The organism is Pleionea mediterranea, from assembly GCF_003148745.1.
Taxonomy (GTDB): domain Bacteria; phylum Pseudomonadota; class Gammaproteobacteria; order Enterobacterales; family Kangiellaceae; genus Pleionea; species Pleionea mediterranea.
The window spans coordinates 319705-341056 of sequence record NZ_QGGU01000003.1 but is presented as its reverse complement, the minus strand read 5'-3'; the positions used below and the strand labels follow the sequence as shown (position 1 = coordinate 341056).

The window sequence follows — 21352 nt, the reverse complement described above, 5'->3', positions numbered from 1 at the left end:
GATACGACTTACCCTATGACACCATTGTCTTATCGCCCGGCAACCCGTTCCGATATTGCTCAGGTATTGGCGAATGAAACCGCCGCTTATGTGGTTCCCTGGAGTCAACAGTCGATCATTGACAGCTTGCAGTCTAACTATGTCTTCTGGGTGGTTTTGCACCATCGCCGGATTGTTGGGCATATCATTTTTCAATCAGTGGCCGATGAATGCCATTTACTCAATATCTGCCTGAACCCGCACCATCAGGGACAGGGGCTAGGGCAATCCATGTTGCAACACTGGCTTGAGTACTGTGAAAACCATGAGCTCACTCAGTTATTTCTCGAGGTGAGGGTGTCAAATAGCCGAGCCTTGAAACTGTACCAGAACAATGGGTTTAAAATCGTATCGAGGCGTAAGGATTATTATCGCTTGCCGAATAATCAGCGGGAAGATGGCATCTTGATGCTCAGGCAGCTTACACCACATTAAATTTTATCGGGCAGATGGTTAATTAGGCTGTGAAGGAAGCCACTGCGTTGTATAATGTCCGGTTTACATTCATCATCAGTCGATTTTTAGGAAATTTATGTCTACACAGGCTAACGCCATTGCCAAGCGTCGTACCTTTGCAATTATCTCTCACCCTGATGCCGGTAAAACCACCATTACCGAAAAACTACTATTGCATGGAAAGTTAATTCAGGAAGCGGGTACGGTTAAAGGTCGTAAAGCCTCCAAACACGCAACGTCAGACTGGATGGAGCTGGAAAAACAGCGTGGAATATCGGTGACCACCTCAGTGATGCAGTTTCCTTACAATGATCGCATCGTTAACCTGTTGGATACACCAGGACATGAAGATTTCTCCGAGGATACCTATCGCACTCTGACCGCGGTTGACTCCGCTTTGATGGTGATTGACTCCAGTAAAGGGGTTGAGGATCGTACCATTAAGTTAATGGAAGTTTGTCGACTGAGAGACACGCCAATCGTCACCTTTATGAATAAGCTTGATCGCGATATTCGGGATCCTATTGAATTGCTGGATGAAGTAGAAGAGGTGTTAAAAATAAATTGTGCACCAGTTACCTGGCCAATTGGCATGGGGAAAGAGTTTAAAGGCGTTTACCATTTATTAGACGATAAAATATATCTGTATCAAACAGGCCAGGGACATACCATTCAGGAAGAACGAGTCATTGATGGTCTTGATAATCCAGAAGCAGAAAAAGTACTGGGTGGTCTACTGGATGATCTGCGCGATGAGCTGGAGCTGGTATTAGGAGCCAGCCACGAATTTGAACTGGATGCGTTTTTATCGGGGCAATTAACACCGGTGTTTTTCGGCACAGCGCTGGGTAATTTTGGTGTGTCACAGATGCTAGATAAATTTGTTGAGTGGGCACCGGCTCCTTTGCCTAGGGCCACCAAAACCCGGGAAGTGGAAGCCACCGAAGAAAAATTTACCGGTTTTGTGTTTAAAATACAGGCCAATATGGACCCGCAGCATCGTGATCGCATTGCTTTTATGCGCATATGTTCTGGTAAGTACGAGAAAGGCATGAAGATGCATCACGTTCGGCTAAAACGTGATCAACAAATTTCCAATGCCGTTAACTTTTTGGCCGGAGACAGAGGGCAACTGGAAGAAGCCTATGCCGGTGATATTATCGGGTTGCATAATCACGGTAACTTACAAATTGGCGATACCTTTAGTCAGGGAGAAGTGCTAAAGTTTACCGGTATACCCAATTTTGCGCCGGAACTGTTTCGTCGGGTTCGATTAAAAGATCCTTTGAAAAACAAAGCCTTGCAAAAGGGGTTGATTCAGCTTTCCGAAGAGGGAGCAACACAGGTATTTCGTCCGTTTAACAGTAATGATTTAATCTTAGGCGCTGTTGGTGTGCTACAGTTTGATGTAGTTGCTCATCGCTTGAAGGCGGAGTACAAGGTTGAGTGTATCTATGAAAATGTCGCCGTTGCAACCGCCCGTTGGGTGAGCTGTAAAGATGACAAAATGCTAGAGAAGCTTAAAGTAAAGGCTGGAGATAATCTTGCACTGGATGGTGGCAATAATTTGACTTATTTGGCACCAACCATGGTTAATTTAAATTTAACCAAAGAAAGGTTTCCTGAAGTGGAGTTTTTTGAAACCCGTGAGCACTAAACAACAAAAGAATAAATTAGAGCTGATAGATACCCATTGCCATCTGGATTTTCCTGAGTTTGATAGTGACCGGAAACGAATTTATCAGGTGGCAAGGGAACATGGACTCACCGATTTAATCATTCCGGGCGTTAAGCGAGACGGCTGGCGTTTGATTCGGCAGTTGTCTGCATTAATGGAAGGGGTTCACAGCGCGCTTGGTTTGCATCCCATGTTTATGGATACACACAAAGAATCCGATCTGCATGATTTGGAATTGGCGTTGTCGGTGGGGCCTTTAGTCGCTGTTGGCGAAATTGGGCTGGATTTTCAGCACGGCCGTGCCGATCAAAGCCTTCAGGAAAAGTTTTTTCATAATCAGCTACACATGGCGAAAGATGCCAATTTGCCGGTTATTTTGCACGTTAGAAAAGCTCACGAAGATGTATTGAAGCAATTGCGCATGCTTAACTTCAAAAATGGTGGGGTTATTCATGCATTCAATGGTGATTTAAATCAGGCCAGACGTTACGCGGAACATGGCTTTAAGTTAGGGGTTGGCGGAGCAATTACCTTTCAGCGTGCAGTAAAAATTAGAGCCATGGTTGCTGAATTACCATTGGAACAAATCGTAATGGAAACAGATGCCCCCGACATGCCGCCTGCAACCTGTAAATCTGGTCGAAACACTCCGGCCCATGTATTCGATAACTTTAGAGCCCTTTGCAGCATAAGGCAGGAGTCTTCGGCTACTTTGGCGCGTCAAACCACTTTGAATGCAAAACAAGTTTTTCGACTCTAACCCATTTTATTTACTTATCTGGTGAAAGGGTTAATAGAAACTTGACGCACCCTCCGCTATAACGGCTATCATATTGATAACGATAATAAAGGCCAATATATGACCCAGGACACGCCAACCATTCCCATCAAGTTTATTGAAGCCATGCTGAAGGATGGTCTGATCAACAAGGACACCTTCGCCACGCTTCGGGTAAAACTGCGCAGTCTACCCGCCAGCCAGCACCCCATTCAGGGCATTGCGCCACTTAATTTAAAGCATGCACAACAAGAAAAAGTAGAACTGGATGACCAGTATTTATCGGAATGGTACGCCACACGTTGTGGTATGGAATGTGTTGAGCTGGACCCTTTAAAGCTGGATGTGGATGCCATCACGGACGTTATGTCGAAGGCGTTTGCACAGCGACATAAAATTTTGGCGTATTCGGTTAATGCAAACAGTGTGACCGTTGCCACTTCTGAGCCATATGTTACAGGCTGGGTCAGTGGTCTGGAGCATATTTTACGCAAAGAAGTAAAACGAGTGTTTGCAAGTCCCATTGCTATTGATAGATACCAAAAAGATTTTTATGTTCTGTCGCATTCGATCAAAGGCGCAAAAAGCGAACATTATCAGGAAATTGGTTCGGGAAATCTGGAAGCGTTAATTGAGCTTGGCAAAGCCGGAGAAGTGGATGCTAATGATCAACACATTGTGCAAATTGTTGACTGGTTATTGCAATACGCTTATTCACAACGGGCCAGTGATATTCATGTTGAGCCGCGACGAGAAAGAGGTAATGTACGCTTTCGTATCGACGGCGTGTTGCATAAAGTCTATGAGTTTCCGGGCGCAATAACAAACGCAGTATTGGCGCGTTTTAAAATTATGGGACGAATGGACATAGCAGAGCGACGTAAGCCTCTGGATGGGCGCATTAAAACCAAAGCGCCCGATGGTCAGGAAGTTGAGTTACGTTTATCCACGTTACCCACCGCTTTTGGTGAAAAGCTGGTGGCGCGTATTTTTGATCCCGGTGTGTTAAATCGTGACTTTTCTGCACTAGGTCTGGATAAAAACATAGAAAAAAAATGGCTCTCTATGGTGCATCAGCCGAATGGCATCATTCTGGTAACGGGACCAACCGGTAGCGGTAAAACAACCACCCTTTACACCACGTTAAAATTATTGGCAAAACCCGAAGTCAATATTTGTACCATTGAAGATCCTATCGAAATGGTCGATCCCAACCTAAATCAAATGCAGGTGCATCATGATATTGGTGTAGATTTCGCAAGAGGGATCCGGGCGTTGCTTCGACAAGATCCGGATATTGTTATGATTGGTGAAATACGGGATAAAGAAACCGCAGATATGGCGGTACAGGCATCCCTTACCGGTCATCTGGTGATATCCACACTGCACACCAACGATGCATCGTCTGCTATTACCAGATTAATTGATTTGGGCGTAGAACCTTTCTTGGTGAATGCGTCTTTATTGGGAGTGATGGCTCAGCGGCTGGTTAGAACTTTGTGCCCAAGCTGTAAGTCTAAAGTGGATGTTGATGAAGCTGCCTGGCAACATATGGTGGCCCCTTTTCCGTTGAAAGCACCAAAGCAGATTTATCAACCAGTTGGATGTCGACATTGCCGCAAAACCGGTTATCTGGGGCGGCAGGGAATATATGAAATGCTGTCGGTTAATAGCAAGGTGAAAAAATTAATTCACAGTAAATGTGATGTGGGGCCGATTCGTGATCAGGCGTTAAAAGATGGTATGTCGCTGCTGAGAATAAGCGGTGCAATGAAAGTGGCACAAGGAGCTACCACAATTGAAGAAGTGCTTCGCGTGGCTTCGCCCGAAATGGAAATGTAAACCTGGAGAAAACAATGCAATATTTAAACAGTAATCATTTTGGACTGGTATTTTTGGTATCCGTTTGCCTATTAATTCTGTCGGCTTGTTACTCGCAAAATACAACTGCGACCGATACTCGTCAGTCATCAAATACGAGCAATGGTTCATCAATGTCGGATAATGAGGATTCTGAGCAAAAAGCAGAGTCACTGTACTTAGCGATCAATCAACTGATTGAAAATAAAGCCTGTGCATCAAATGATGACTGCGCATTGCTTGCGGTCGGTTCACGTCCATGCGGCGGTCCTGAAACCTATCGTGTTTACTCAAAATCACAAACCAACAGCAAAGAGCTGAAATCTTTAACCAAACAGTATAATCAGCTAATGAAAAATATAAATGAAACAGAAGGGCGAGTGGGTATTTGTGTGGTTGCGCCTAAGCCTAAATTCAGTTGTGCCAATAATGTTTGCCGCGCTGATCATATTGCTGGAAACGCCACGCATTAACGGAAATTATTGTCAATAAAGCTACCATCGGTTAATGATAATAAGCATTTAAAGAGCAGTCTTTGTATTCGTTGTTAAAGAAATTTTAGAGAAGCCTGAAAGATTAGGCTTCTCAACGATACAATGCAATCCCTCTGATGATTAGAAACGTGCAAGTCAGTTAAAACCTAAAACCATAGGCATGCAAACATAAGCTCATTCGGTATCAGGGTGTATTTTTTGAAACAGATAAACAGCAGCGATTACGCCTAATACATCAGCCACCAAGTCGAGCAAACTAAAACTTCGCCCGGGTATGTAATATTGCGCAATTTCAATCGCTGCGCCTAATAAAGACAAAGTCAAAATAACGTAAAGGGTTTTGATCTTGGAGTAGGCCGCCAGTAATACATAGGTTACACCCGCAAATGCAATAAAATGAAATACTTTGTCCAGGTGCTTTATTGAACCGCCTTTGACTAACGATGGCCCGAGCGTTAATAGCAGTAAAAAAATAACCGAACTAAAGGCCAGTACTTTCCAGAACGGATGGCCCGCTTTCGGTAACCAATGTTTTATCTGCGATAGCGACATAATAGTTACCGATTACCTTGCATCTGTCTTAAATCGATAGAGTAAGGAAACTCCGGATGACTGTTTATTCGACCACATCAGACAATAGGTTTGAGTGGATTGGGCAGAAAATTTTGTTGGCTTAAACTCGGGTGTTAGTTGGTCGGCAATTGGATAAATGGTTTGCTGTTTGTAATGATAATGCAAATTAAACAGCACAGGATCGCTGGTCTTAAATGAAAAAGTTACTGACTGATGCTTTTTTAATTTAAAGCATTCTTCAACCACTTTTCCGGGTTCTATTATACGACTTTTTTGTGGGTTCTCATTCGAGCCTGAATAGGCGCTGTAACCGTACAGCGCCATTAAAAAAGCAAAACTTTTAATCACGAAGCCTTCCTGCTTACTATTCTGTTAATCAACATTAATTATCCTTTCAATGCTCTACCATTGAATAATAGTGTTTAGTTTTAGCTGTTAAATATTATCCAGCTGAGCCACCTGAGCTTTAAGTTTGTTTAAAGCTGACTCAACATCGGCTAACTTGTCTTTCTCTTTGGCAACCACCGCTTCAGGTGCTTTATCAACGAAGTTAGCATTGTCCAGTTTGCCAGAAATTCTCTGTTGCTCTTTGGACAGCTTTTCGACTTCTTTGTTCAGTCGTGCTTTTTCAGCATTAACATCGATCAGTCCTGCCATGGGAATTAATAAATCCATATTGCCGACGAGTGCGGTTGCGGCAACCGGGAGTGTGTCACCAGCATTTTTCCAGTCGATGGATTCAAGTTTGGCCAGCGACATTAAAAAGTTTTGATTGTCTTCATATCGTCGTTTATCCGTTTCTGAGCCATTATACATGATTAAAGGCACCGCTTTGGCGGGGGATATATTCATTTCACCACGTATATTACGTACACCAACAATTACCTGTTTAACCCACTCAAGATCATCCATTGCGGCCTGATCAAAACGTTCAGCATTAAACTCAGGAAACGCTTGAAGCATTATAGAGTCGCCTTCAATCGCTGCCAGTGGCGCCAGTTTTTGCCAAACTTCTTCTGTGATATAGGGCATTATTGGATGCGCCAGTCGAAGCACCTGTTCCAGAATGTTTACCAGAGTATGGCGGGTGCCTCGCTTTTGCGCTTCGCTGCTTTGCTCGCTGCTTAATACCGGCTTTGATAACTCAAGATACCAGTCACAATATTCATTTTTAATAAAACCAAACAAGGATTGCGCAACCTGATCGAAACGATATTGTTCGATATAATTATCAAAATCTTTTATGGTGGCTTGCAGTCTTGACCAGATCCAACGATCGGCAAGGCTTAACGAAAGTTCTCCACCATTTTGTCCGCAATCGTGCTGTTCTGTATTCATCAGAACATACCGTGCTGCGTTCCATATTTTATTACAGAAGTTTCGATAGCCTTCAACGCGTGCTAAATCAAAATTAATGTCGCGGCTGGTGGACGCCAGTGCGCAAAAAGTAAATCGTAGGGCGTCGGTGCCATAAGATTCAATACCGTCACCAAACTCTTTACGAGTGCGCTTCTCAATTTTGGTGGCATCTTTTGGATTCATTAATCCGGTGGTGCGTTTATTTACTAGGCCTTCGATATCGATACCGTCAATCAGATCAATGGGATCCAGCACATTACCTTTTGACTTGGACATTTTCTGCCCGTTTTCATCGCGAATAAGTCCTGTGATATAAACTTCTTTAAAGGGAACTTTTCCGGTGAACTTCTTCGTCATCATAATCATTCGGGCAACCCAGAAAAAGATGATGTCGAATCCGGTTACCAGAACAGAAGAGGGCACAAAGGTGTCCAGTTCTTTGGTTTTTTCTGGCCAGCCCATTGTGGCAAATGGCCAAAGTGCCGCAGAAAACCAGGTATCTAAAACGTCGTCGTCTTGTGACAAAACAACTGTGTCATCCAGATTATTGTCACGACGGACTTCTTGCTCGTCTCGGCCAACGTAAACATTACCCTGATCATCATACCAGGCGGGAATTCTATGGCCCCACCAAAGCTGACGACTGATGCACCAGTCCTGCAAATTGTACATCCATTGGTAATAGGTTTTTGACCAGTTTTCTGGCACAAATTTTATCTCACCACTTTCAACGGCCTCTATGGCTGGCTTGGCCAGTGATTCTACTGCCACATACCATTGATCCGTTAAGTAAGGTTCGATAACTGCGTTACTGCGATCACCACGGGGCACTTGCAAGGTATGGTCTTTAATACTGTCGAGAAGATCTAATGCATCAAAGTCTTCGATGATTTTTTTACGGGCATCAAATCGATCCAGTGCGGCGTAACCTTCCGGGAGGGTTAAATCAATATCGGTAATTGGCTGGCCTTTATAATCGAATGCTTCGGCTTGATCGCGAATTGCAGCGTCGGCATTTAAAATATTGATCAAAGGTGCGTTATGACGTTTGCCCACTTCGTAATCGTTAAAATCGTGCGCCGGTGTAATTTTGACACAGCCGGTACCAAATTCTTTATCGACGTAGTCGTCGGCAACAATTGGAATTTCTCGATTAACCAGCGGTAATAAAACCGTTTTACCAATCAATGAGTGATAACGTTCATCATCAGGATGAACAGCCACCGCGGTGTCGCCTAAAATGGTTTCCGGTCGTGTGGTTGCAACCACAATATAATCTTTACCGTCAGCGGTGGTTGCGCCATTGGCTAATGGGTAACGAAAATGCCAGAGGCTGCCTTGTTCTTCTTTATTTTCAACTTCCAGATCAGAGATGGCGGTATGAAATTTGGGATCCCAGTTCACCAGTCGTTTGCCACGATAAATGGTGCCGTCCTGATACAATTGAACAAACACTTCTTTTACGGCATTGGAACAGGTGTCATCCATGGTAAAGGCTTCACGGGTCCAGTCACAGGAATCGCCCAGTCGACGCATCTGTTGGGTAATGTTACCACCTGAGTGTTCTTTCCATTCCCAGACCTTATCGATAAATTTGTCACGACCCAAGGATTGACGAGTTATACCATCGGCATTTAAGTTTCGCTCCACCACCATTTGCGTGGCAATTCCTGCGTGATCCGAACCAACCTGCCACAAAGTATTATCGCCTTTCATACGATGATAACGAGTCAGTGTATCCATAATGGTGTGCTGAAAGGCATGGCCCATATGCAGGCTGCCAGTAACATTGGGAGGTGGAATAAGTATGCAATAGGGATTGCCTTCACCCGATGGGGCAAAATAGTTTTTGCTTTCCCAAGTTTGATACCACTGTTGCTCAATGTCTTTGGGGGAGTATGCCTTATCCATAATGATCGCTTTCTTTTTCGTCAATTCGAATTAAACTTAAAATCTAGGGGACGGTATTTTAAGGGTTCAAAACCTGTGAAGCCACCGTTTGTCGCAGAAAACCGAGTTTAATTTAGAATAATGGCTTATTCCTACCAATTTGATTCCAGTTTACACGCCATAAGGGTTGTCCTTGAAGGCGCCATTAGTGCTCAAGACATTGCTGCAGCATTCAAAGACGTTTACAGCGGACGCTTTCCGTTGGATGCTAATGCATTATGGAGTGTTAATGACTGTACTTTTGATGTGGATGTGATGGATGTTTTTAAACTGGCCAAATTTACCCAGTCAGAGCGTGATATTGAAGGTTACCCGGCTACGGTTTTTGTAGTCAAAGATCATCAGTCTCGTTTGCTCTGTGAAGAATATAAAGCACTGGTCGTTGAAGCGCCTTACGAAGTGAAAATATTTGATCGAATGGATGACGCTGAAAACTGGCTTAAACAGCGTAATCAGTCACAGGGGTTGCAAAATTAAAGCCTTGAACGAAAGATAAACACGTCTAGAAATATTAAATAAAAAATGAAGTGCTGGATAGATTTTTACGGTATTGAACGTTTATTGGAGTATTGAAAAGCTCACTATAATATTGAAAAAAAGCTGCTATTCGGCAGAAGGATTAAAATGCTTTAACGGGTAGCCCCGTTCGCGGTAAAACTTGAACCGCTCTCTGGCTTTTTCTTTGCTTTGTTCATCACCATGAGCAAACTCGATTACTTTTTCAAACTGCCCATGAAAAGACGGCACATCATCGGCAAGATTAACCAGCACATCCGGTCGAATATTGGGCTCTTGCCCGTAGCCAATTTGAATCGGCGGATAAATGCCTTCGGCTTCGCCGGATAACAGATGCGGTAAAAAGCTGCTCGGTTCCTGAGTCCACAGCAGCTCATCCATATACTCGGCATCGCGTTTAGAGCCAGTGTGGATAAACACACGACGTTTACTCTGATAGGCTTTTTGTATCATATTGATGGACAAACGAAACGCCGCCTTGGGCGCTTCGTCATCCAGAATGAAAAACTCGACATTAGTCATAGGGAGCCTATCCGATTAATGCCGTTAAGCGTCTTTACTGGCGCGAGCATTGGCCCGATCAATGACGTATTGAGTTAACAAGGATACCGGTCTGCCGGTAGCGCCTTTATCTTTACCACCACGCCAGGCTGTACCGGCAATATCCAGATGGGCCCATTGATATTTTTTGGTGAATCGAGACAGAAAGCACGCGGCCGTAATGGTACCGGCAGGGCGGCCACCCAGGTTTGCCATATCGGCGAAGTTGGTATTTAGTTGTTCCTGATATTCATCCCATAAGGGTAAACGCCAGGCTCTGTCATCAGCGGTTTCTCCGGCGTTTAACAGGTCGTGGGCGAGTGGATTATGGTTACTTAATAGTCCTGTTGCGTGAGCACCCAGAGCGATCACACAAGCACCCGTTAAGGTGGCAACATCAATCACCACATCAGGATTGAATTTGTCGATGTAAGTGAGGGTATCGCACAGAACCAGTCTGCCTTCGGCATCGGTGTTTAGTATTTCAATGGTTTGTCCGCTCATGGAAGTAACCACATCACCAGGGCGACAGGCGTGACCACCGGGCATATTTTCTGCGGCAGCGACGGCCATCACCACATTTACCGGCAATTTCAGTTGAACGATGGCTAAAAAGGCGCCAAAAACACCAGCAGCTCCGCCCATATCGTATTTCATTTCATCCATGGATTCACTTGGCTTAATAGAGATACCGCCACTGTCAAAGGTCAGGCCTTTACCCACCAGAGTAATTGGGCTTTCGTCTTTGTCTTCAGCACCGTTGTAATTGAGTATGACTAATTTGGCCGGTTGTGCAGAACCCTGTGCGACCGCCATAAAGGCGCCCATACCCAACTCGAGCATGTCGCTTTCTTCGAGGATTTCAACGTTAACCTTGTCGTAGTCGTCAGCAATTTTTTCCGCTTGCTCCGCTAAATAGGTTGGGTGACAAATATTCGGCGGCATATTGGCCAGATCTTTGGCCAACTTAACGCCTTCGGCTACCGCCTGACCTTCTGCAATGGCTTGCTCACCAATGGTTAAATCGCGGCGGGTGGTGACATTAAACACTAGCTTGCGCAGTGGACGGCGTGCTGTATCGGTTTTGCTTTTGAGTTGATCGAAGGTGTAAAGGCTGCTTTGTGCCGCTTCAACCGCGTGTTTGACTTTCCAGTGAGTATCGCGGCCTTTAACGTTTAACTCACTTAAAAAGCACACTGCTTCCATGGAGCCTGTATCGTTTAAAGTGGAAATCGCTTTAGAAATAATGCGTTTGTATTGCGACTCGCTGAAATCACGTTCTTTACCACAACCGATTAATAAAACCCGATCGCAAAGAGTGTTAGGGACATTGTGCAACAACAATACCTGGCCGGCTTTGCCTTCAAGATCACCGCGGCGCAGTATATTGCTGATGTAGCCATCGCTCACCTGATCCAGCTGTTCTCCAACGGGGCTAAGCTTTCGAGGTTCAAACACACCAATAACGATGCATGCGCTGCGTTGCTTTTCCGGACTTCCGCTTTTAACGTGAAATTCCATGATATCTCCCGACCCTTTGTGTTGTAGCTGGCGTTAATAATTTTCCGTTACAATGCCGTACTCGGATGCCAGCGAATTTATTGCGCTTTATTAAATCATGCTATCATCAACTGAACCATCATAAGCATGAATTTGATATAAAAAACCGTCTAAAATAGGCATTTTAGACCAATCCTTATAAAAAATCATCAAAAGTATAAGTTTAGAGAGCTTTAGTGCGTTTAAAAAATCATTTACAAAAAGAGGTTTTACTGGCTTCTGGTGCTGTTTTGCTGGTATTGGTGCTGATATTTACCAGCCAGCAATTTGTGCGTTTTTTAGGCGATGTTGTGAACGGAAAAATCGCACCTGAACTCTTGTTAAGTATGGTTTTTCTGCAGCTTCCGCCATTGGTTGGCTTTTTATTGCCATTGGCTTTATTTCTGGGTGTTTTAATCTCTTTTGGTCAGCTCTATGTTGATAATGAGTTAACCGTAGCGCGCAGTGTTGGTGTGGGAAATGGTGCACTGGCTAAAATGTTGCTGCCCATTGCACTCTGGCTTGCGGTATTTGCCGCTATTTTCAGTTTGTGGGTAGCGCCATGGGCGGCCAGTCAGCAGCAACAGTTGTTGCATCAGCAAAGTTCGAAGTCCGAGTTGTCATTTTTAACCCCTGGCAAGTTTCAGATATCGAAAGATGGCAAAGGCGTCATGTACGCCGCCTCGATGAATGATGACGGTGATTTAACACAACTGTTTTTTGCCGAACTTCCCGATGCGGCGAATCAACATCAATGGCAGGTCATATCTGCGCAACAGGGGGCTGCACGCTCACCGTCAGAACAAGAAAATTTTCTGGTATTGAGTGGTGGCGTCAGTTATTCATTGCCAGAAGCATCCAGTGCCTGGGGAGTAACAACCTTTGATAGCTACACCATGCGTATTCCGGCGGCTTTATCCAAGCTGCAAAATCAAAAAGTAAAAGCCGTGTCCACCAGCCAGTTACTCAGTGATCTCACCAATACCCATTGGGCGGAGTTACATTGGCGATTGTCGGTGCCAATCAGTCTACCGCTTTTATTATTGATTGCGGTGCCCTTATCGCGCGTGCAACCGAGGCAGGGTAAATTTGCCAAGATGTTACCGGCTTTAATGCTTTACCTGAGCTATATGATTTTGATGATCCTGAGTCGCGGCATGATTGAAGACGCCAAGTTGCCTGGCTGGCTGGGTTTCTGGTGGATCTACGCCGTCTTTTCGGCCTACTGTTTGTGGCAATATCGACACCCGAATAAAAAGTCATCTTTTAAACGCAAAAGCAGGGGAGCGGTGTGATGTTATCCATTCTCGACCGTTACATCGGTAAGCAGGTATTGCTCAGCATCAGCTTAACCCTGTTGGTGTTAATTGGTTTGCGTACTTTATTTACCCTGCTCGATGAAGCGGGCAAGGTTGGTGAGGGGGTGTATCAATTTGCCGATGCCATTTATTATTCATTGTTGCTGATACCGTCGCGTATTTATGAGTTTTTTCCTATGGCGGTGTTGATTGGCGGACTTTCGGCACTCGGCAATATGGCGGCACAAAATGAGTTAACCGTAATGCGAGCGGCCGGCATTAAAACCATTGGCATTGTGGCAAGTACAATAAAGGCAACGGCCATATTAATGGTGCTGGTGTTTGTGATTGGTGAATGGGTGTCACCGATTTCCAGTGTCACGGCGCAACAGGAGCGTGCCGCCGCCATCAGTGGCAATCAAATAAAAACATCAGCAAAAGGGGTGTGGGCGCGCAGCGGTCAGGACATTCTTCACATTAAAAAAGTAATCAGTGATCACGCATTAAGTGGCGTCACCCTGTTTCAAATGGATGACAAGGCGAAAATTAAACAGATGGTCACGGCGCAAAAGGTGACTTATCGACAGTCTTCCTGGGTGTATCACAAACCAACCATCCGAGTGCACCAGAACGATAAAGTGTTGCAGCAGCAGCCGGAAGAATTCGTCTGGGACGGTGAGTTAAAACCGCAACATGTTGAAGTGCTAACGGTTGAACCGGAAATGCTTGATCTAAAAGGATTGCGGGAATATCAACAATATCTGGACAGTAATCAACTCGACAGTCGCCACTATCAACTGGCTTTCTGGCGCAAGCTTACCCAGCCTTTGTCTTTGGTGGTAATGATGGTGTTGGCCAGCTCGTTTATTTTTGGGCCCATGCGTTCGGTCAGCATGGGCGCGCGATTAATGAGCGGAATAGTGGTAGGCTTTTCGTTTCATATTGTGAATAATTTCTTTGGGCCAATAAGTCTGGTATATCAATTTCCGCCATTTTTAGGCGCATTGATGCCAGTTGTTTTATTTGCGGTGCTATCGGCTTATTTATTAAAACGCGCGCGCTAAACGCGACACAGTCAAACCTAACGAATTGATTAAATCAGAGGCTTTTTTTGCTCGGCGGTTTTTTCGGTTTTTGGCAATTGCACCACAAAGGCATCCACAGCGATATCGTGCCAGCCGCGATTTTCATCATCTATAAACGCCCAAATATTCGCCAGGCCGCCAAAGGATAAAAACGCCCGGATCACACAGTCTGTTTTACTCAAAAAGCGACCATCGGATTTGACCAGCTGTATGCGCCAGGTGCGCATACCTACGGTTTGTCCGCCTTTACGCCAGCAATACAAAAAGTACATGGAGCTGCCAATCACCAGATAAGCCCACCAAAGTGGGTGGTTACGGATAAGCGCCGAGACTTGTGCGGCATCCTTGTTAAACAGCACCAAATTCATCAGTGCAAAACCCACCACAAACGTCAGTACAAAAACACCGGCAACGGGTAAGGTGTCATAGATCCAGGCAAACACTCGTTTCCAGGGCGAGGCAGGGGATACCAATAATTTTTCAGTGGAAGCGTTCATAATTTTCATTCATAAAAAAATAGCGCTAGAGTGTAGCAAAAAGCGCCAATTCTGAATATAGCGTGGTACAATCTCGCGCATTAACAGTGGGTTGGTCTTTATAACGGAATATTAAAATTCCAGTGTTTTCTGTAAACAGGATGATTCTATGGCACATAATCGAAAAGTTTCTGTCATTGGCTTGGGCTATGTTGGTTTACCGGTAGCGGTGGCCTTTGGTAAAACCCAGCCAGTAATCGGGTTTGATATTAATAAAAATCGCGTGCAGGAGCTTAAAGACGGCTACGATCATACTTTAGAAGTCGAGCCGCAAGACTTAACAGCCGCAGACATCGAATTTACCGATGAAGTCAGCGTGCTGCGCAAGTCGGACTTTTTCATCGTTGCCGTACCAACGCCTATCAATGATGCTCGTCGCCCCGACTTTCGTCCATTACTCTCGGCGTCTAAAACCGTTGGTCAGGCGCTGAAAAAAGGCGACATAGTGGTGTTCGAATCGACGGTTTATCCCGGTGCTACGGAAGAAGATTGCGTGCCGATTTTGGAACAGGAATCCGGCTTAATTTGCGGTCAGGATTTTACCGTAGGCTATTCACCGGAGCGGATTAATCCGGGCGATAAAGAACGCACCTTTACTAAAATCATGAAAATAGTATCCGGTCAGGATCAAGCGACGCTGGACATTGTGGCCGATGTTTACGCCAGTGTGGTCACCGCCGGTATCTATCGTGCGTCTAGTATAAAAGTTGCCGAGGCGGCCAAAGTCATAGAGAACACCCAGCGAGACTTGAATATTGCACTAATGAATGAGCTGTCGTTGATATTCCAGCGAATGAACATAGACACCCTCGATGTATTAGAAGCCGCGGGCACCAAGTGGAACTTTTTACCGTTTCGCCCGGGTCTGGTGGGCGGCCACTGTATTGGTGTTGATCCCTATTATCTGACCCACAAAGCCGAACTGATTGGTTATCACCCGGAGGTTATACAAGCAGGACGCCGAGTGAATGACGACATGGGCCGTACCATTGCCCAGTCAGCGATCAAAAACCTGATCAAAGATGGCGTTAACGTCAGCAGTGCAAAAGTTGGCGTATTAGGTTTAACCTTTAAAGAAAACTGCCCGGATATTCGAAACTCAAAAGTTATCGACATCATCGACGAAGTAAAAAGTTTTGGCGTGACGCCATTGGTTCATGATCCCATGGCTGACGGCGAAGAAGTGCAGCGTGAGTATCAGGTTGAACTGGTCACCGATGAGCAGTTAAAAGACATGGATTTGATTTTTGTGGCGGTTGCGCATTCGTTGTACAAAGAATGGTCGATGGACGACTACACACGCATGCTAAAACCTGGCGCGCATATATGGGATATTAAAGGACTTCTGGATCGCGAAGCCTTCGCCTCGTCGAGCTACAAATTGTCTCGTATTTAACGGTTGCAATCAGCGGGTGATTGATTATAATTGCCCGCTCTTGAGGAAACTCAAGCTCGAACCAGGCCGCAAGGCACTACCAAATGGTTCGCAGATAATTGAAGCAGTATTTCAAGCAAAAACACAAAGCCAGAGTGGTGGAATTGGTAGACACAGGGGATTCAAAATCCCCCGCCTTTGCGGGTGTGACGGTTCGAGTCCGTCCTCTGGTACCATCTTTAAAAAAGCCGACGTTAGTCGGCTTTTTGCGTTTTTGGGTTTAAGTATCGAGACCATTAATTCTGCTTAACAGCGCCGCTTTTTAAAATAGGAAGAGTTCTGTAGTTTTTACTATGGATCATGATGTTTGTAGATGTGCTGAGAATAAAAATTATTGAAGGAATAGTAAGTATTTAAGCTTACCTATTAATATTAGTTAAGTAAGTTTAATTTTAATCGTATGACGGCTAATAAATAAGGATGGCTAATTATATAAAATAGGATTGATCCCAGTCATTTTCTCGTATGAAGCAATATCGACTTTTGCAAAAGCATTTAAAGTAACGAAAGACAGTATTATCAAGCGATATCTAGGTTACCAACGATACGATGACATAAACCTAAAATAAATCATTGATTATTTTAGATTAAGAGCTGAGAGCAGTACCTCTTCTGCTGTGTCAGATGTCAAACGGTTGTTTTCTCAGGGTGAGTTAAATTCGGAGTTAGTGAAAGTTGGAAATAGTTTTAAACTATATACAATCGATCTCTTTGGACTATATCGACTTTCGCAGCTCGTCTATTCCTCCCTAAAGCAATTGTTTATTTACTTCAAACTAACATGGTCGTGCAAGCTAACTTTTACTCATTCTTTGTAAGAATAAGAGGGCAAGACCCTTATGTTAAAAACGAAATCTGTACCACTATCATTAGACGTCGTACAATATTAAACCCTAGCTCTAACATTTTAAATTGAAACATCTCTTATTTTAATATTTTTTGCAAGAAATAGAGGTTGTTTTCTAGGCAAAAGCTTAAAAAGTCAGCTCTGTACGTAAATTAGATTATGATTCGAGGAATCTAATAAAATTATATGTTTAGGTAATATGTCACAATTTTAGCTATTGAGTTAACCACAGAGTAGAGGTTAATATTACCTCGCAAATCCGGACTTGCAGTTACTTTAATATTAAATAAATTTGGAGAAAAATAATGATTTTACCAGGATTAGAAGTAGGTATTGACCCAGCAGATTTAGGCCAAGTTGGAATTCCATTAATTGTTGCTGCTGTTATTGTTCTTTACTCTTCTCCCGCTAACTAAGTTTAGAGTATTGATCATAGCTTGATGTAAAAGGGAGGCTTTGGCCTCCCTTTTAAAGGATGTTTTATGGGACTGTTGTCAAATATAAATAATGTGTTTAGCTCAGAGTCGATAGAGCTAGTTTCAAGTTGTGCTAATGATACCTGGCTATCCAAGTACCTTAAAGAAAAGATTAAAAACTCAAGCTTATCGTTAGGAGATGTGAAGCGAGCGATTGATACTTTAGATGAAAATGAAAAATTTGTTTTACGTACCTCTGTTATTTCCACTGAAGATTTAAAAAGCTCATTAGTATTGCTGGCCGAAAGAGACTGTCTGTTAAGTCTATTTGGAGGTGCGCAGGTCCAAGTAGATTACTACTCAGCCATTGATAGTTCAAAGAACAATTACGATAGAATTGTTAAAAAGACTGATACTAGAATATATTCGGATGGCGAAAGCATTAAACTTAAGAAGGGAAAGTCTTTTTATCGAATCCAGTATAAAATATCTGGCTTAATAATGTCGCTTTTGAGCAAAGAAAGTATGCCTGAAACTTTTAAATACAATGCAGATACTGGAAAGCTTGCTAATGTTTCAGCTTCAGAAATGCTTCACTCAAAATTGGATTTTGCTTGTAATCTGCTTGCTCGATTCCCTCGAAAAAATTCGCTTCCTACATTGAAAAGGTTGGTGCAGCATGATGTACACTTCGTTCGATGGTCAGCGACACAAGCTTATGCAAAAATTGCCGAAACAAGCGAAACCAAACTATTATTAACTAATCTCGTAAACGACCCACACCCTCATATTCGAAATGCAGTTAGTTATTCACTAGCGAATTTATTCTCGGAGCAGCAATGAATTTTAAAGTTATAATGCAAAACGACAAAACTATAGAGCTTGAGGCGTTTTGTGAGCTATGTGATTCAATCGGACCAATTCTTGAGCCAAGTGATTATAAGCCGATTTTAGATGCTTTCCACTCACTTTCAAATAACAAAGATCTGCTAACGGATTTTTTACATCGCGAATTAATGGATTTAGAAAACTTCCAGAAAAATAGCTCATACAACATACAATCGCTGTTGGTAGCGGAACGAGAGCATTATGATATTCGAATTAATTTTTGGCCAAGGCCTGAAGATTTTTCGATACAAAAGGAATTTTCTGAGAGTTATTTTGCTTATAACTTCCCCCACGATCATAACTTTCATTTCTTGACAGTTGGATACTATGGTCCAGGGTATTCAACCGACATTTACACTTATGAGTATGAGCAGGCTTTAGCAACAAAAGGAGCCCCTGTTAACGCAAACTATGTAGGGCGATTCACTCTGGATAAAGGTAGTCTTATGATTTATGAGGCAAGCAAACACATACATACACAGTTTGCCCCCGATGACTTTTCTATTTCCATTAACTTATTACCTAAACAAAAATGCACGAAGTCACAATATGCTTTCAAAATAGAAGATGAAAAAGTATATTTTGATCATGTTGTTTCTCAAGGTTCTCCATTGAATGAAATGGAAAGATATGTAGATCACTTACAAGATAGTGAACTTACGTCATTGTTCGAAAATTACCGAACCAAGCAGTTGGCATAACTAGGTATTATATTGATAACAATTGAACATTTGAGTAAAAGCTATAATAATAAGCTGGCAATTCATGATTTGAGCTTTAAGCTGAAGCTCGGTAGATACATTATTCATGGTCCTAATGGCTGTGGAAAATCTACCTTATTGCGTATTCTCGCTGGTGCAGACGATCAATGGTCGGGCACCATCAAGTTATCTGAAGTGGATCAGAAGAAGCAATATTTCCAATACACAAAATGTGTTAGCTACGTTCCCGATAGTTTAACATTTTTTAATCAGCTATATGTCAGTGAGTTTATTCCCTTTGCTCTAGCACAGCGTCCTCGTCGCACACAATCGAAGCTTGAGTCATTAGCTGACTCGTTGGGTTTCGACATTGACTCGATGAAGTCGCTTGGAGACTTATCATTGGGTAATGCGAAAAAGTTGATGTTACTGATTGCGCTATGCAGTGATTGCGACCTGTATATTTTTGATGAACCACTCAATGGTTTAGATAACCAGTCCTGCGATGTATTTATAAAGGAATTATCTGAGCTGACGAATAAGTTAGTGATTATATCGACTCACGTTCAGCACTCGGCATTTGACAGTAGCTTTTCTTTACTTCCATTTTATAAGTTAAATGAATACGGTTAACCTGCTTTTTAAGCAAACCTCGAGAACACTAAAACAGTTGTTCAAAGAACAAGCTAAGGTTGTTGCCGTTGTAATGGCGTTAATGCCAGCAATGATCTTATTGTTACCTTATTTGTTGCAAATGCTCAGTCGCGGAGATATTTCATTATTGATTCGCGCTGTAATTTTTTCATCGTTTACATTAGGTGTTGCTCTCATAATCAACAAGCTGCACCAGTTATGCTATGGCAGCAACCGTATATGTCAGCTCACTCAACTTGCGGCAAGTAAATCGATTATCAAAGCTTCGGTTGTTTTAGTTGACTTGATTGTCCTTACTCCAGTTCACCTGCTATTAGCACTTGCTTACTTTTACGTCGCGTTCGAGAATGATCTTTCAACGAACGTGCTTGCCTTTAATGTTTTTTTATTAGCCTTTTATGGCATTATTATTTTATCCTGCTTTTATCAGTCTCATATAAAGGCGTTTTGGCTGGTTTCTTTTTTGACTTATATTTTTGTTCATGGGTATCTAGATACAGCATCACTGTTAGTGATGGCTTTTATTGGTCTACTATTCATTTTTAAAACATGGCTGGTTCGTTATATTTTTAGATATCGCTCCAATAGAATCTTATTGACTGCCTATCTTTTCAGAAAGCCGATGTTTTTATGTCAATCCTTTACAGTCGCCTTTATATATTTGATGGCAACCTATTTCAACAGCATTATTTTAGGGGCATTGCTTTTTATTGTTTTATTTAACCTGGTAACCGTGATGATAACAACGACTGACCGCGCTTATGAAGTGACCGCGTCATATCTTGATGTACTGACAATTCGAAAAAGATCTTTGTTAACGTGCTTATCGTCAATCACCTTTGCAACCTGTTTGTTACCAGCAACAGCTTTTATTATTGCCTTATATTTCGATCGTTTTGTTTGGGGTAGTGGACTATTGATTGGCGTATCGACCATATTTTTACTACCAAAAAGGTTTATAAATTATAAACTTCATCATTCATTAGTTGTCGCCAATGCCATTGTATGCTTTCCATTAACCTTCGAAGTATTGGCGCATATATAAATATTTATCCTACTGATACCTATAGCTTTAATGAGAATCTCGCGACGCATGCCGAAATTAAAATAATAACCCACATTCAATACTTCGTGTGCACTTCAGGGTTGAATGTGGTTAACCTTTTCGACGTCTTTTTGCGCCTTGTCGCATAAAGGGCTTCAGTGACTGATGACGAGCTTTATCCGAGTAAATATAGCGGTAGATAGTCTCGTGACTGATCGATATATTGTGATGTATTTTCAGATAGCCACTCACCTGCTCAGGACTTAGATTATGACGGATAAGTTGCTCAATCATATTTATTTTGGCCTGATTTAACTTTCTATGTTTTGTCCTGGCAACTCGTCTTTTTCGCCACCTTACTATTTCCAGCGCCCAATGATAGGTGTAAATTTTAGCTCTCGCATACTTATTACGTTTGATTTCTCTGCTAATCGTTGAAGGATGCCGCCCAAGCGTTACTGCGACTTCTTTCTGAGTACTGCCTGTTCTTAAGGCATTCCAAATATAAAATCTTTCTTCTTTGTTTAAATGTTGATAATGTTTCATGGCAATTCCTAGAGTTGTGGTTTATTGATTCGCAAACCAATTGTAGCCACTTTTAAATTACTCTGGGAATTGCACTTATTATATGAATTCGAGCACTAGTTTTAACCGCTTGTACCACA

At 42.9% G+C, this 21352-nt stretch carries 20 protein-coding genes and 1 tRNA gene; 14 read left to right on the top strand and 7 right to left on the bottom strand.

What is annotated here, in order from left to right; translation table 11 throughout:
* Nucleotides 1-15: 15 nt before the first annotated feature.
* The 5 genes from rimI to C8D97_RS05500 all read left to right on the top strand — a co-directional run bounded on the left by rimI (nucleotide 16) and on the right by C8D97_RS05500 (nucleotide 5284).
* On the top strand, nucleotides 16-474 hold the full coding sequence (rimI, locus tag C8D97_RS05520; RefSeq protein ID WP_109762748.1) for a ribosomal protein S18-alanine N-acetyltransferase: 459 nt from the start codon (nucleotides 16-18) through the stop codon (nucleotides 472-474).
* A gap of 97 nt (nucleotides 475-571) precedes the next feature.
* A complete protein-coding gene (gene prfC, locus C8D97_RS05515; protein WP_109762747.1) occupies nucleotides 572-2152 on the top strand; it encodes a peptide chain release factor 3 in 1581 nt (526 codons plus the stop codon).
* On the top strand, nucleotides 2142-2933 hold the full coding sequence (locus tag C8D97_RS05510; RefSeq protein WP_109762746.1) for a TatD family hydrolase: 792 nt from the start codon (nucleotides 2142-2144) through the stop codon (nucleotides 2931-2933). The genes prfC and C8D97_RS05510 overlap by 11 nt, the downstream gene beginning before the upstream one ends.
* A gap of 99 nt (nucleotides 2934-3032) precedes the next feature.
* Nucleotides 3033-4793, top strand: coding sequence for a type IV pilus assembly ATPase TfpB (tfpB, locus tag C8D97_RS05505; RefSeq protein ID WP_109762744.1), 1761 nt, complete (start codon nucleotides 3033-3035; stop codon nucleotides 4791-4793).
* Nucleotides 4794-4807: 14 nt separating this feature from the next.
* On the top strand, nucleotides 4808-5284 hold the full coding sequence (locus tag C8D97_RS05500; RefSeq protein ID WP_109762741.1) for a hypothetical protein: 477 nt from the start codon (nucleotides 4808-4810) through the stop codon (nucleotides 5282-5284).
* 195 nt (nucleotides 5285-5479) lie between these two features.
* On the opposite strand, the gene C8D97_RS05495 is transcribed toward C8D97_RS05500, so the two are convergent.
* From C8D97_RS05495 to C8D97_RS05485, 3 genes are all read right to left on the bottom strand, one after another.
* Entirely contained in the window at nucleotides 5480-5857 is a 378-nt protein-coding gene (locus C8D97_RS05495; RefSeq protein ID WP_109762739.1) for a VanZ family protein, read from the bottom strand.
* Between the two features lie 12 nt (nucleotides 5858-5869).
* Complete coding sequence (locus tag C8D97_RS05490) at nucleotides 5870-6226, bottom strand: hypothetical protein (protein ID WP_109762737.1); 357 nt, start codon at nucleotides 6224-6226, stop codon at nucleotides 5870-5872.
* A gap of 87 nt (nucleotides 6227-6313) precedes the next feature.
* A complete protein-coding gene (locus tag C8D97_RS05485; protein ID WP_109762735.1) occupies nucleotides 6314-9148 on the bottom strand; it encodes a valine--tRNA ligase in 2835 nt (944 codons plus the stop codon).
* Nucleotides 9149-9268: 120 nt separating this feature from the next.
* On the opposite strand from C8D97_RS05485, the gene C8D97_RS05480 reads away from it, so the two are divergent.
* Complete coding sequence (locus tag C8D97_RS05480; protein ID WP_109762733.1) at nucleotides 9269-9664, top strand: STAS/SEC14 domain-containing protein; 396 nt, start codon at nucleotides 9269-9271, stop codon at nucleotides 9662-9664.
* 126 nt (nucleotides 9665-9790) lie between these two features.
* Here the strand turns inward: C8D97_RS05480 and C8D97_RS05475 are convergent, their stop codons facing one another.
* Nucleotides 9791-10225, bottom strand: a complete 435-nt coding sequence (locus tag C8D97_RS05475) for a DNA polymerase III subunit chi (RefSeq protein WP_109762731.1) — start codon at nucleotides 10223-10225, stop codon at nucleotides 9791-9793.
* 24 nt (nucleotides 10226-10249) lie between these two features.
* Nucleotides 10250-11764: a leucyl aminopeptidase gene (pepA, locus tag C8D97_RS05470; protein ID WP_109762729.1), complete on the bottom strand. Its 1515-nt coding sequence runs from the start codon at nucleotides 11762-11764 to the stop codon at nucleotides 10250-10252.
* Nucleotides 11765-11979: 215 nt separating this feature from the next.
* On the opposite strand from pepA, the gene lptF reads away from it, so the two are divergent.
* On the top strand, nucleotides 11980-13077 hold the full coding sequence (gene lptF, locus C8D97_RS05465; protein ID WP_109762727.1) for an LPS export ABC transporter permease LptF: 1098 nt from the start codon (nucleotides 11980-11982) through the stop codon (nucleotides 13075-13077).
* Nucleotides 13077-14144 carry an LPS export ABC transporter permease LptG gene (gene lptG, locus C8D97_RS05460; protein WP_109762725.1) on the top strand — a complete coding sequence of 356 codons (1068 nt, stop codon included), beginning with the start codon at nucleotides 13077-13079 and terminating at the stop codon, nucleotides 14142-14144. Before lptF ends, lptG begins: the two co-directional genes overlap by 1 nt.
* Before the next feature lie 29 nt (nucleotides 14145-14173).
* Here lptG and C8D97_RS05455 read toward each other — a convergent pair whose 3' ends face one another.
* Nucleotides 14174-14662 (bottom strand): RDD family protein, encoded by a 489-nt coding sequence (locus C8D97_RS05455; protein ID WP_170115152.1) that lies wholly within the window; start codon nucleotides 14660-14662, stop codon nucleotides 14174-14176.
* Between the two features lie 148 nt (nucleotides 14663-14810).
* Between C8D97_RS05455 and C8D97_RS05450 the strand changes: the two genes are divergently transcribed.
* The 6 genes from C8D97_RS05450 to C8D97_RS05425 all read left to right on the top strand — a co-directional run bounded on the left by C8D97_RS05450 (nucleotide 14811) and on the right by C8D97_RS05425 (nucleotide 20687).
* Nucleotides 14811-16097, top strand: a complete 1287-nt coding sequence (locus C8D97_RS05450) for a nucleotide sugar dehydrogenase (RefSeq protein WP_109762721.1) — start codon at nucleotides 14811-14813, stop codon at nucleotides 16095-16097.
* 128 nt (nucleotides 16098-16225) lie between these two features.
* Nucleotides 16226-16312: transfer RNA gene (locus tag C8D97_RS05445), tRNA-Leu, on the top strand.
* Nucleotides 16313-17465: 1153 nt separating this feature from the next.
* Complete coding sequence (locus C8D97_RS05440) at nucleotides 17466-18242, top strand: HEAT repeat domain-containing protein (RefSeq protein WP_109762718.1); 777 nt, start codon at nucleotides 17466-17468, stop codon at nucleotides 18240-18242.
* The gene (locus tag C8D97_RS05435) at nucleotides 18239-18988 is read left to right on the top strand and encodes a hypothetical protein (RefSeq protein WP_109762716.1); all 750 of its coding nucleotides are present in this window, start codon (nucleotides 18239-18241) and stop codon (nucleotides 18986-18988) included. The genes C8D97_RS05440 and C8D97_RS05435 overlap by 4 nt, the downstream gene beginning before the upstream one ends.
* Before the next feature lie 69 nt (nucleotides 18989-19057).
* Nucleotides 19058-19621 carry an ATP-binding cassette domain-containing protein gene (locus tag C8D97_RS05430; RefSeq protein ID WP_170115151.1) on the top strand — a complete coding sequence of 188 codons (564 nt, stop codon included), beginning with the start codon at nucleotides 19058-19060 and terminating at the stop codon, nucleotides 19619-19621.
* A complete protein-coding gene (locus C8D97_RS05425) occupies nucleotides 19608-20687 on the top strand; it encodes a hypothetical protein (protein WP_109762712.1) in 1080 nt (359 codons plus the stop codon). The genes C8D97_RS05430 and C8D97_RS05425 overlap by 14 nt, the downstream gene beginning before the upstream one ends.
* Nucleotides 20688-20798: 111 nt before the next feature.
* Here the strand turns inward: C8D97_RS05425 and C8D97_RS05420 are convergent, their stop codons facing one another.
* Nucleotides 20799-21233, bottom strand: coding sequence for a helix-turn-helix domain-containing protein (locus C8D97_RS05420; RefSeq protein ID WP_109762711.1), 435 nt, complete (start codon nucleotides 21231-21233; stop codon nucleotides 20799-20801).
* Nucleotides 21234-21352 lie beyond the last annotated feature (119 nt).